The 11789-nt window shown below is 70.0% G+C and carries 9 protein-coding genes; 6 read left to right on the plus strand and 3 right to left on the minus strand.

Annotation, left to right across the window (positions count from 1 at the left end; translation table 11 throughout):
• Positions 1 to 174: 174 nt before the first annotated feature.
• From nirB to QRN44_RS11885, 6 genes are all read left to right on the plus strand, one after another.
• On the plus strand, positions 175 to 2778 hold the full coding sequence (gene nirB / locus QRN44_RS11860; RefSeq protein ID WP_502928642.1) for a nitrite reductase large subunit NirB: 2604 nt from the start codon (positions 175 to 177) through the stop codon (positions 2776 to 2778).
• On the plus strand, positions 2779 to 3558 hold the full coding sequence (gene cobA / locus QRN44_RS11865) for a uroporphyrinogen-III C-methyltransferase (RefSeq protein ID WP_121290213.1): 780 nt from the start codon (positions 2779 to 2781) through the stop codon (positions 3556 to 3558). It begins immediately after the preceding gene.
• Positions 3555 to 4718, plus strand: a complete 1164-nt coding sequence (locus QRN44_RS11870) for a uroporphyrinogen-III synthase (protein WP_285039218.1) — start codon at positions 3555 to 3557, stop codon at positions 4716 to 4718. The genes cobA and QRN44_RS11870 overlap by 4 nt, the downstream gene beginning before the upstream one ends.
• Before the next feature lie 177 nt (positions 4719 to 4895).
• A complete protein-coding gene (locus tag QRN44_RS11875) occupies positions 4896 to 6314 on the plus strand; it encodes an MFS transporter (RefSeq protein ID WP_285039219.1) in 1419 nt (472 codons plus the stop codon).
• A gap of 37 nt (positions 6315 to 6351) precedes the next feature.
• Positions 6352 to 8505: a molybdopterin oxidoreductase family protein gene (locus QRN44_RS11880; protein WP_121290208.1), complete on the plus strand. Its 2154-nt coding sequence runs from the start codon at positions 6352 to 6354 to the stop codon at positions 8503 to 8505.
• Positions 8502 to 10163, plus strand: a complete 1662-nt coding sequence (locus QRN44_RS11885; protein WP_121290206.1) for an FAD-dependent oxidoreductase — start codon at positions 8502 to 8504, stop codon at positions 10161 to 10163. The genes QRN44_RS11880 and QRN44_RS11885 overlap by 4 nt, the downstream gene beginning before the upstream one ends.
• Positions 10164 to 10278: 115 nt before the next feature.
• On the opposite strand, the gene rimM is transcribed toward QRN44_RS11885, so the two are convergent.
• The 3 genes from rimM to rpsP are packed head-to-tail and all read right to left on the minus strand — an operon-like array spanning position 10279 to position 11606.
• On the minus strand, positions 10279 to 10926 hold the full coding sequence (gene rimM / locus QRN44_RS11890) for a ribosome maturation factor RimM (protein WP_285039220.1): 648 nt from the start codon (positions 10924 to 10926) through the stop codon (positions 10279 to 10281).
• Positions 10927 to 11178, minus strand: coding sequence for an RNA-binding protein (locus QRN44_RS11895; RefSeq protein WP_064296312.1), 252 nt, complete (start codon positions 11176 to 11178; stop codon positions 10927 to 10929).
• Positions 11179 to 11180: 2 nt separating this feature from the next.
• Positions 11181 to 11606 carry a 30S ribosomal protein S16 gene (gene rpsP, locus QRN44_RS11900; protein WP_064296311.1) on the minus strand — a complete coding sequence of 142 codons (426 nt, stop codon included), beginning with the start codon at positions 11604 to 11606 and terminating at the stop codon, positions 11181 to 11183.
• Positions 11607 to 11789 lie beyond the last annotated feature (183 nt).

Below are 11789 nucleotides of genomic sequence, written 5' to 3' on the forward strand. Positions count from 1 at the left end.
GACGCTACGGGCGGGGTGTTTCGTCGGATCACCCGTGACGTTTCGGTGAGGTGAAACCGACCTCACATCCGGCCGGGCGTCGTGTGCGGTCCTGGACGCGTTCGGGACACATGCGGGCAACGGACCGGAAACGCCGTGTCAGTACGCTCGCTGGAACACGAGCCGAGGGGGCCCATGATGATCGATCCCACCGCAGGAGATCTGTCGCGTCGCGTCGTCGTGGTCGGCGGCGGCCCGGCCGCGCACCGGCTGGTCGATGCCCTGCACAGTCGCGACGCCGGGCGCACCATGCACATCACGGTCGTCTGCGAGGAGCTCCACCGTCCCTACGATCGTGTGGCACTGAGCAAGCGTCTCGACGATGCGGCGATCGACCTCACGCTCGCGCCGACTGGTGTCTGGGACGAGCAGCACGTGTCGCTCCTGCTGGGCGAACGCGCCGACCGGATCGACCGCGAGGCCCGGACGGTGCACACCTCCCTGGGGAGGGTCGTCTCATACGACGAGCTGGTCCTGGCGACCGGCTCCTCGGCCCCGGTGCCCGAGATCGACGGTTCGGAACACGCCCTCGTCTACCGGACGATCGACGACGTGGACCTGCTGGTGTCGGAGATCGAGCGCATCGGCGCCCTGAGAGGCCGTCCCGCCCGGGTGATCGTCGCCGGCGGCGGGTTGCTCGGGCTCGAGGCTGCCGGTGGTGCGGCACGGCTCGGTGCCGAGGCGAGTGTCGTGCACTCCGGGTCGTGGCTCATGTCCGCCCAGCTGGATGAGGGAGCCGGTCGAGCCCTCGGGCGCATCATCGGCGGCCAGGGCATCGGTCTGCATCTGGGGACGAGGCCACGGTCGATCCTCGTGGACGAGCAGGGCGGTGTCTCGGGCGTGAAGTTCTCGAGCGGCCAGCAGGTCGACGTCGACATCGTGGTGTTCGCGATCGGTATCCGCGCCAGGGACGAGCTGGCCCGCGATGCCGGAATCGAGCTCGGTGACCGCGGCGGTGTCGTGATCGGGACCGACTGCAGGACGTCTGCGCCTGGTGTCTGGGCCATCGGCGAGGTCGCGTGCTTCGACGGTCGATGCACCGGCCTCGTCGCGCCGGCGAACGCGATGGCCGAGGTCGTCGCGGATCGGCTGCTCGGTGGCGAGGCGGAGTTCACGACCGTCGACGACGCGACGAAGCTCAAGCTGTCCGGCGTCGACGTCGCGAGCTTCGGCGACGCACTTGCACGCACGGAGCAGAGTCTCGAGATCGTGTACGCGGACCCGGCGCGGGGGCTGTACCAGAAGCTCGTCATGACGGACGACGCCAAGACCCTTCTGGGCGGGGTCTTCGTCGGCGACGCCTCGCCCTACGCCTCGCTGCGTCCGCTCCTCGGCGCTGAATTGTCCAGTGAGCCGGCCGCCTACCTGTCGGCCTCAGGGATCGAGGCACCGGCCGGGGACGAGCTCCCCGACGCAGCGCTCGTCTGCGCATGCAACGCCGTCACCGCGGGGACCGTCCGAGACGCGATCGCGGGCGTGCACGGCGAGGCGTGTACCGAGCTGGGGGCGCTCAAGACCTGCTCCCGTGCCGGGACCCAGTGCGGCTCCTGCGTCCCGCTCGTGAAGAAGATCCTCGAGACGGAGCTGACGAAGTCCGGCATCGCCGTCTCGCGGGCACTCTGCGAACACTTCGAACTGTCCCGCCAGGAGCTGTTTGAGACCATCCGGGTGCTCGGCCTCACCTCCTTCGACGAGATCCTCGCGCGCTACGGCACCGGCCGCGGCTGCGACGTGTGCAAGCCGGTGATCGGTTCCATCCTGGCCAGCCAGCAGGGTGGGTACATCCTCGACGGCGGCCGGGGGACGCTGCAGGACACGAACGACCGGGCGCTCGCAAACATGCAGAAGGACGGCACCTACTCCGTGGTCCCCCGGATCCCCGGTGGCGAGATCACACCGCAGAAGCTCGCGGTCATCGCGCAGGTCGCCACCGACTACGGGCTGTACACGAAGATCACGGGCGGTCAACGCATCGACCTGTTCGGCGCCCGCCTCGAACAGCTGCCCGACATCTGGCGCATCCTCGTCGACGCCGGCTTCGAGTCCGGACAGGCGTACGGGAAGTCGCTCCGCAACGTGAAGAGCTGTGTCGGCTCCAGCTGGTGCCGCTTCGGCGTACAGGACTCCGTGGGCATGGCGGTCCACCTCGAACTCCGGTACCGCGGCCTCCGGGCACCGCACAAGTTCAAGTTCGGCGTCTCCGGGTGCGCGCGCGAGTGCGCCGAAGCACGTGGTAAGGACGTGGGGATCATCGCCACCGAGCAGGGCTGGAACATGTACGTCGGCGGCAACGGAGGGTTCCAGCCGACCCACGCGCAGCTCCTGGCCGGAGACCTCGACGACGAGACGCTCATCCGGTACATCGACCGCTACCTCATGTACTACATCCGGACGGCGGATCGACTGCAGCGCACGGCCAGGTGGATGGAGGACCTCGACGGCGGGCTCGACCACGTGCGGGAGGTCGTCGTCGAGGACTCGCTCGGACTCGCCGCCGAACTCGAACAGGCCATGGCCGCCCATGTGGACGGGTACGAGGACGAGTGGGCGGCGACCCTCGCCGACCCGGAGCGCCTCCGCCGGTTCCGTTCCTTCGTCAACGAGCCGGGTGACGCCGAACCGCGACTCGCGCGGGTCGCGGAGCGAGGCCAGTACCGGCCCGCGACAACGGAGGAGATCGACCGCGGCGAGGCCGTCTATCTCGCAGGGCCTACCATTCCAGTGAGGGAAGGGGCGTAGATGTCGGGTCCAGGCAGGGTCACGCTCGTCGGCGGCGGACCGGGCGATCCCGCGCTGCTGACCGTCGCCGCCGTCGAGGCCCTCCGCGACGCGGACGTGGTCCTCTACGACCGGCTCGCACCCCACGACACCCTCCCCGAGCTCGCCCCGAACGCGCTCCTCGTCGACGTCGGCAAGCGCCCCGGCCATCACCCGATCGGACAGGACGGCATCGAGACCGTCATGGTGCAACACGCGCTCGACGGCGCGGCGGTCGTCCGCCTCAAGGGAGGCGACCCGTACGTCTTCGGGCGCGGCAGCGAGGAAGTCCTGGCCTGCCACCGCGCGGGCGTCCCCGTCCGCGTGATCCCGGGCGTCTCGAGTTCCGTCGCCGTGCCCGCGGCTGCCGGGATCCCCCTCACGCACCGGAACCTGAGTCACCTCTTCACCGTGGTCAGTGGTCATGCGCCGCTCTCCGACGAGGAACACCGTCACCTCGCCGGCCTCGGTGGGACCATCGTCGTCCTCATGGGTGTCGGCACGCTGCCCTCCATCTCCCACGGACTCCTCACCTCGGGACTCGCCGCCGACACCCCTGTCGCGATCATCGAGCGCGGCTACAGCGAGACCCAGCGCACCACCGTGGCAGACCTCGGGACGATCCTCCACGTCGCCGCAGCCGCCGGTGTGCGGTCACCGGCGGTCATCGTGATCGGCCACGTCGTCGCCTTCGCCTTCGACGGTGACGCCGAGGCCTCGGAACTGCTGGCGCGGGCCGAACGTCTGGGGGCATCGGCGTGATCGACACCACCCCGCCGGCCGCCGACGCCGGCCCGGACGTCACGACTCCGGTCCCGGGATTCCGCGCGGACCAGCTCGAGGGCTTCCGGATCGGCGTGACGAGCGACCGTCGATCGCAGGACCTCATCGACGCCTTCGAGCGGCGCGGCGCCACCGTCGTGCACGCACCGACGCTGCGGATCGCACACGCACAGCATGACGAACCGCTCATCGACGACACCCGCGACATCATCGCCGCACGCCCCGACGTCCTGCTCGCCACGACCTCGTACGGCATCCGACGGTGGTTCGAGGTCGCCGACGCCGCTGGCCTCGGCGACGAACTCCTCGAAGCGCTCGCCGAGACGGCCATCCTCGTCCGTGGGCCCAAGGCACGCGGTGCAATCCGAGCAGCCGGTCTGAACGACGTGGGCATGAGCGACCGCGAGACCACAGCCTCGCTCGTCGACAAGGTCGTCGCCGACTACCCGGCCGGTCTCCGCGTCGCCGTCCAGCTCCACGGGTACACCGACGAGCGCCAGCTCGAACGGCTCCGTGCCGTCCACCAGGAGGTGCACACGGTCGCCCCCTACCGGTGGACGGACCCCGATGCGACTGACGAGCGTGTGCGGCGACTCGTCGAGGCGATCGTGAGTGGCTCCCTCGACGCGGTCACCTTCACGAGTGCCCCGTCGGTCGTCGCCCTGTTCACGGCCGCGGAAGCACTCGGTCAGGAGGACGCCGTCGTCGACGCCTTCCGTCGCGACGTGCTGTGCGCGGCGGTCGGGCCGGTCACGGCGGCGCCACTGCTCGCTCAGGACATCGAGCCCATCGTCCCCGAGCGGTTCCGCATGGGGGCACTCATCCGGCTGCTGTGCGAACACCTCGAGCAGCACGCGATCCTCCGAGCCGAGACGCTGCACGGCCCGATCGCCATCCGTGGCTCCATCGTGGAGCTGCCCGGCTCGCGGGTCCGGCTCCCCCCGAACTCGCTCGCGCTCCTCCGCGCCCTCGTCCGCGCGAACGGAGCCGTCCTCTCGCGCGCCGCACTGGCCGACGCGCTGCCCGCAGCCGCGGACCACCACGCGCTCGAAGTGCAGATGAGCCGTCTCCGCCAGACGCTCGGCGTGCCCGGACTCATCAACACCATCGTCAAGCGCGGCTACCGCCTCGACGTCTGACGGCGGCCGATCCGGCCCCTGGACCGCGCGCGTTCATCCGCCTCACCAGGGTGATGAGTGCCTGTGAGCAGGCGGTGATCCAGGTGTTACCTCGCGGGTGGGGCCCCGAAACACGGCGTCGGTAGCTTCGGAGACAGTAACCGTCCCGTCCCGCTTCACCGAACGCTCGGAGCAGCCATGACCACGAACCTCGAAGCAGCCGACGCCCCACCGACCACGTCGACACCGGCCGTCACCCCGGTCGCCCTGACCCACCGCCCCGGTCGTTGGATCGACGGGTGGAATCCCGAGGACACCGCGTTCTGGGATCGGGAGGGCCGCGGCATCGCTGGGCGGAACCTCCGGTGGTCGATCTTCGCGGAATTCCTCGGCTTCGTGGTCTGGCAGCTCTGGAGCATCGTCGTCGTCATGCTCCCGACTGCCGGGTTCTCCTTCTCCACGGCCGAGACCTTCTGGCTCATCTCGATGCCGAGCCTCGTCGGTGCGACCCTCAGGTTCCCGTACTCGTTCATGGTCCCGCGGTTCGGCGGGCGCAACTGGACGATCATCTCGGCGGGGCTGCTCCTCATCCCGTCCATCGCGCTCGCGCTGTGTGTGGGCAATCCGGACACCCCGTTCGGCGTCATGCTCGTCGTCGCCGGACTCGCCGGCTTCGGCGGTGGCAACTTCGCCAGCTCCATGTCGAACATCACCTACTTTTACCCGCAGCGGAAGAAGGGTTGGGCGCTCGGACTGAACGCGGCGGGCGGCAACCTCGGGGCAGCGGTCGCGCAGTTCGTCGTCCCCATCGCGGTCACCGTCGGAGCCGCGGCCACCCTCAATCTGAGCCTGGCCGGATGGATCTGGGTCCCCTTCATCCTCCTCGCGATGTTCGGCGCCTACCGCTACATGGACAACCTGTCGTCAGCGAAGGCGGACCTCCGCGGATCCGCCGCCGCGCTCCGGGAACCGCACCTCTGGCTCCTCGCACTCCTGTACATCGGCACCTTCGGCTCGTTCATCGGCTTCGCGAGTGTGTTCCCCAAGCTCATCGCGGACCAGTTCCCCGACTTCTCCTCCTTCGCCGTCGGTTCGGCATCGATCTCGCTCGCCTTCCTCGGAGCCCTGATCGGCTCGCTGGCACGACCCTTCGGTGGGCGTCTCGCCGACCGCTTCGGAGGGGCCGTCGTCACGATGAGCGCGTTCGCCGTCATGGCCCTGGGGGCGCTCGCGGTGCTGTGGACCATGCCGCTGGCGAACTTCTGGCTGTTCCTCGGCTGCTTCCTGCTCCTGTTCGTCGCCGCCGGTGTCGGGAACGGCTCGACGTACCGCATGATCCCCAGTGTCTTCGCGGCGCGATCCGGCCTGCGCGACGCCCACCACCGCAGCGGCGACGTCGGGACGCAGCGCAAGGCCGCCGCAGCGCTCGGGCTCATCTCGGCGATCGGAGCCTACGGCGGCTTCGTGATCCCACAGATCCTCGGGTTCTCGCACGGCGCGACCGGCAGCTACTCTGCCGCGTTCATCGGTTTCATCGGCGCGTACGTCGTCCTGTTCGCGGTCACCTTCCTCGTCTACTTCCGCAAGAACGCGTCACTCGCCGGCCAGCGACTCTGAGTCGTCGCTCCACCCGCTCCTGATCGAAGGACCACGCATGCCTCGTCCCACCGCCCCGGTGACCGACTCCCACTGCCCGTACTGCGCGTTGCAGTGCGCGATGTCCCTCACCCGGACCGCGGCGGTGGACGGGGTCGTTCCGAGGCTCCCGGTCGACGTCGCCGGACGGGACTTCCCGACGAACCGGGGCGGCCTCTGCAAGAAGGGGTGGACGTCGGCCGAGCTCCTCGCGCGCGACGATCGCCTCACGACCCCTCTGGTGCGCGACGTCACCGGTGAGCTGGCCGAGACGAGCTGGGATGCGGCCCTCGACCTCGTCGCATCGACCATCCTCCGCCTCCGCGACGAGCGCGGGGCGGACGCCATCGGGGTCTTCGGAGGCGGTGGCCTCACGAACGAGAAGGCCTACCAGCTGGGCAAGTTCGCCAGGATCGCGATCGGGACGAGCCGGATCGACTACAACGGTCGGTTCTGCATGTCGTCCGCCGCGGCAGCGGGCAACCGTGCGTTCGGGGTCGACCGGGGGCTGCCGTTCCCGCTGGAGGACCTCGACGACGCGTCGACCATCCTGCTCCTCGGCTCCAACGTCGCGGAGACGATGCCCCCGTTCATCGGGCATCTCGTCGGTGCTCAGGCCGCGGGCGGCCTCATCGTGGTCGATCCGCGCCGCTCCGCCACCGCACGACTCACCGAGACCGGACGTGGAGTCCACGTGCAGCCCGCGCCCGGGACGGATCTGGTCCTGCTCCTGGGGCTGACGCACATCGTCCTCACCGAAGGGCTCGCCGACGACGCCTACCTGGCCGAGCGCACGACCGGGCTGGACGGCCTGCGGCGCAGCGTGAGCGCGTGGTGGCCGGAACGCGTCCAATCCGTGACCGGTGTGCCGGCGCCGGTCCTCCGAGACGTGGCTCGTCGGCTCGCAGCCTCGGACGGCACCTACATCCTCACCGGTCGCGGCGTCGAGCAGCATGTCGACGGCACCGACACGGCCACCGCCGCCATCAACCTCGCACTCGTACTCGGACTACCGGGCCGGCCGGGATCGGGCTACGGCACGCTCACCGGCCAGGGCAACGGCCAGGGCGGCCGCGAACACGGTCAGAAGTGCGACCAACTACCCGGGTACCGCAAGATCACCGATCCGGAAGCCCGCCGTCACGTCGCCGAGGTGTGGGGTGTGCCGGTCGAATCGATCCCTGGTCCCGGGCTGCCGGCCGTCGCCCTCTTGAACCGACTCGGTGAACCGGACGGTGTGCACGCGCTCCTGGTCCACGGCTCGAACGTCGTCGTATCCGCTCCGAACGTGCAGACGGTCCGGGACGGACTCGGCCGCCTCGAGCTGCTCGTCGTCTGCGACTTCTTCCTGTCGGAGACCGCCGCGCTCGCGGACGTCGTCCTCCCGACGACGCAGTGGGCGGAGGAGGAGGGCACCATGACGTCGCTGGAGGGGCGCGTGATCCGCCGCCGGCGGGCGCTCGATGCTCCGGTCGGCGTCCGCAGCGAGCTCTGGATCATGCACGAACTCGCCCGTCGTCTCGATGCTCCGGGCCGATTCGAGCTGGACCCGTCAATCGTGTTCGACGAGTTGGCGGCCGCATCCGCCGGAGGGGTCGCCGACTACTCGGGACTGAGCCACGCCCTGCTCGACACCGGTCTCGCCGCGCACTGGCCGTTCCCCGTCGGCAGCGGCGGCACACCCCGGCTGTTCGCGGAACGGTTCGCGCACGACGACGGCCTCGCCCGGATCGTCCCAGTCCGCCCTGCGAGGCCCTCGGAGTCGCCCGAGACCGGGGAGGAACTCACCCTGACGACCGGACGCCTCCTCGAGCACTACCAGTCGGGCACCCAGACCCGCCGCATCCCCGAGCTCGACGACGCTTGCCCCGAGGTCTTCGTCCAGGTCCACCCCGCGACGGCGGCACGACTCGGCATCGTCGAGGGCGGACTGGTCGAGGTCTCGAACCACCGGGGCACGCTGACGGTTCGAGCCCGTGTGGACGGCGACATCCGTCACGACACCGTCTTCCTGCCGTTCCACTACCCGGGCGACGCGTCGGCGAACCTCCTGACGCAGGACGCGGTCGATCCGATCTCCGGGATGCCGGACTTCAAGCGCGCGGTGGTGCGACTGCGCCCGGCCGCTGGCGCACCACTGCCGGAAGCCACAGCGACCGGAGCCCTCCGATGAGTCCGCGACCAGGTCGACCACTCCGCATCGTCGTGGTCGGATTCGGCCCGGTCGGTGCGCGATTCGCCGAGGAGGTCGCGCCCGGCGTGCGGGACGGCTCGATCCAGATGACCGTGGTCGGGCAGGAACCGGTCGACGCGTACAACCGGGTACTGGTCGCCGATCACGCGGTCGGCGCGACCGGACTCGCCGATATGACGCTCGTCAGTGCCGAGGACCTCGCCCGTGACGGTATCCGTGTCCTGCGCGGCACGACCGCGATGCAGATCGATCGCGAGATGCGGACCGTCGAACTCGACACCGGGGAGATGCTCCCCTACGACCGGCTCGTCCTGGCGACGGGTGCGCGCGCGAACGTTCCGACACTCGACGGCGTCGATCGACGGAAGCGGGACCTCCCGGCGCTCGAGAAGTACGGACGGTCGTTGCTGCTGTCCGACCACGACCTTCCCCGCGGCGTCTGCACCCTGCGTGACCTCGCGGACGCCGACGCCGTCGCCGAGGTCGTCCGATCGGGCGGCCGGATCGTCGTCCTGGGTGCCGGTGTCCTGGGACTGGAGCTCGCGCTCTCCGCCGCGCGCGCCGGCGCCGACGTGGTCGTCGTCCACCACGGCCCCACCCCGATGCCGCGGAACCTCGACCGCGGCGGCGGCTCCGTGCTCGCCGCGGCGCTCCGGGCAGCGGGTGTCGAGGTCATCGCACACAGCCGCGCCGAGGCGGTCGGCCATCGGGACGACCCCGCGGGCGGGAGGCACTTCGAAGCGCTGATCACCGCCGACGGGAAACGGATCACCGGCGATCTGCTCGTCCTGTCGTGCGGGGTGAGCGCACGCTCCGATCTGGCGACCCTCGCCGGGGTCCGTGTCGGCTCCGGGGTGCTCGTCGGCGAAGACCTCAGCAGCTGGTCGGACGAACGGATCTTCGCCATCGGCGACTGCGCGCACGTGCTGACGCCGACACCGGACCTGCGCCGCGAACGCATCGTCCCCGGCGGCCCGTCGGGGCTCATCGGCCCAGGATGGCGGCAGGCCGAGTGGCTCGCCGCTCGTCTCCTGCTCGAGGCCGCGGCCGGCGGACCACCGCTCGAGCTGGGTCCGCCACCGGTCGAGCGGCCGAGCACCGTCGCGCTCAAGGCCGAGCGGGTCGACGTCGTCGCGGTCGGCGACGTCCAGGCCGAGCCCTGGGACGTCGAGCCGACGACCGCTGACGGGTGCAGCGTGCATCCGGCCGCTCCACGCAGCGTCTCGGTGTGGGCGGACCCCGACCACGGCCGCTACGTCAAGATGATCACCCGCGCCGGGGTCCTGACCGCCTTCGTCTGCGTCGGTATGCCGCGCACTGCGGCCGAGCTGACGCTCCTGTACGACGGGGGCGGCGAACTGCCGGCGGATCGCTCGGTACTGCTCCGGCTCGACGGGCCGGACGCGATCGGCGGTGCCTCCGCCGACGCGTTCGCCCCCTCGACGACCGTCTGTACGTGCAACGGCGTGACGGTCGGCAGGATCATGGATGCCGCGCAATCGGGCAGTACCACGGTCGCCTGCATCGGCAAGGCGACCCGCGCCGGTACCGGCTGCGGTGGGTGCACCGGCCGGATCGCCGCGGTCCTCGCTCGGGTCGCGGACGGCGATCGTCAGAGCGAGCCGGTTCTGGCGTGATCTGCAGCCGGTACCGGCGTGATCTGCCGGAGACGACGACGGAGGCGCCGGTTGCATGCAACCGACGCCTCCGTCGTGGGTGTTCCGAGCCGGGAGGACCGACTCGGAACGGGTTCTACTGCTCCGGCTGCGACGCTCCGGTGTCGTCCTGATCCTCGTCGGAGGCCTCGGACTCGACCGGACCGGCCGTCGACGTCTCGGGGGCTTCGTCGGCCTCCGGGAGTTCCTCGAACAAACCGGTGGGCGGCGTGACCGTGACGATCCCGGCACCGATGTCGACCGTGGGGACGATCGCCTTCACGAACGGGACCATGACCTCACCGTCGCCGGTCTTCACGATCAGGAGGTCCTGAGCCGGGAAGTGGTCGACGCGGGCGACGGTACCGACGGCGACGCCGTCTCGGTGCACGGCCAACCCGACGAGCTGGTGGTCGTACCACGCGTCGTCGTCGACCGGCAGCTCGGTGGGGTCCTGCTCGACCCAGAGGATCGCCTTCACGAGGGTCTCCGCCTCACTGCGATCGGAGATGCCGACGAAGAAGGCGACCGGCTGGCTGTTGTACCAGCGCAGTTCGATGAGCTCGAGCGTCTTGCCGCGCCACTTCGATCCTGCCGGGACCTGGAGCGTGAACGTCGCGCCCGGGGTGAACCGGTGCTCCGGCTCATCCGTGTAGAGCTCGACCTTCAGGGCGCCCTTCAGGCCATGGGCTTTCGTGAGCCGACCGACCCGCAACTGGGTCTTCGGCTCCGTCTCGTCCGCCACTTACGCGCTGGCGCCGGAGGCGTCCGTGTCGACCACGTCGACTCGGACCCGCCGACCGTCTGCCAGCGCTGCCACGAGGGTGCGCAGGGCTTTGGCCGTCCGGCCGGCACGACCGATGACCCGGCCGAGGTCCTCGGGGTTCACACGAACCTCGAGGACCTCGCCACGGGCGGAGTTCTGTGCCGTGACGCGAACGTCATCCGGGTGATCGACGATCCCCTTGACGAGATGTTCGAGCGCGGGAGCGAGCAAGACTACGCCTGCTCTGCTTCAGCGGCGTCGGCAGCGGGCGCCTCGGCCTCGGCCGGAGCAGCCTTGGCCGCGGGAGCCTCGGCCTTCGGCTTGAGGACGGGCTTCTTCTTCTCGTCGGCGACGAAGGCGGCCTTCGGCTCCTTGACGCGGACGGTGCTCACGGCGTCCTTGTCGCCCTTGAACTTGCCCCAGTCACCGGTGAGCTTGAGGAGCGCTGCGACCTGCTCGGTCGGCTGGGCGCCGACGCTGAGCCAGTACTGCGCACGCTCGGAGTCGACCTCGATGAACGAGGGCTCCTCGGTGGGGTGGTACTTGCCGATCTCCTCGATGACACGACCGTCGCGCTTCGTGCGCGAGTCTGCGACGACGATGCGGTAGTACGGCGCACGGATCTTGCCGAGACGCTTGAGACGGATTTTGACAGCCACGATTCTCCTGAATGATGTGATGTTTGATGTGCTCGCTGCCGAAAGGTGGGGCCACACGCTCGACGCGAAAACTGTGGTTGCTGCGGGCGTCGGATAGAGGGTCGAACTCCGCGCAGACTCAACTCTCTATTCTGCCAGACATCGGGCGATCTGGGTAATCCGGCGACACCGATACCGGATGAC

The organism is Plantibacter sp. lyk4-40-MEA-4, assembly GCF_030209415.1.
Classification (GTDB): Bacteria; Actinomycetota; Actinomycetes; order Actinomycetales; family Microbacteriaceae; genus Plantibacter; species Plantibacter flavus_A.

What these genes read in the sequence shown, in the direction of transcription:
- QRN44_RS11885 (WP_121290206.1), top strand. Translation starts at nt 8,502, where the DNA reads ATGAGTCCGCGACCAGGTCGACCACTCCGCATCGTCGTGGTCGGATTC.
- QRN44_RS11875 (WP_285039219.1), top strand. Translation starts at nt 4,896, where the DNA reads ATGACCACGAACCTCGAAGCAGCCGACGCCCCACCGACCACGTCGACA.
- nirB (WP_502928642.1), top strand. Translation starts at nt 175, where the DNA reads ATGATGATCGATCCCACCGCAGGAGATCTGTCGCGTCGCGTCGTCGTG.
- cobA (WP_121290213.1), top strand. Translation starts at nt 2,779, where the DNA reads ATGTCGGGTCCAGGCAGGGTCACGCTCGTCGGCGGCGGACCGGGCGAT.
- QRN44_RS11880 (WP_121290208.1), top strand. Translation starts at nt 6,352, where the DNA reads ATGCCTCGTCCCACCGCCCCGGTGACCGACTCCCACTGCCCGTACTGC.